General features: G+C 78.5%; 1 pseudogene. It reads right to left on the reverse strand.

Annotated features, from left to right (window positions below):
• Window positions 1–214 (reverse strand): annotated as a pseudogene (locus tag AN218_RS36525) (hypothetical protein); the annotation flags it as partial.

Consider the following 214-nt stretch of genomic DNA (forward strand, 5'->3'; position numbering starts at 1 on the left):
CTGCCGCCGCCGCGGGGGCCGGCTTCGCGGGGGCCGGCCCACCGACGTCCGCCGGTGCCGCGCCCGCCTCCAACTCGGCGAGCCGGGCCAGGACTTCGGCGGCCTTGGCGTGCGCCTGGCCGATCGCCACGCTCTGGTCCTTCACCCACTCCGCGAGCTGCGGCAGGCCCGGATCGCTCTGCCCGCGGTCCTGCACCAGGTCGACGAGGGCCTC

The sequence above is a fragment of the Streptomyces nanshensis genome, from assembly GCF_001751255.1.
Classification (GTDB): Bacteria; Actinomycetota; Actinomycetes; order Streptomycetales; family Streptomycetaceae; genus Streptomyces; species Streptomyces nanshensis_A.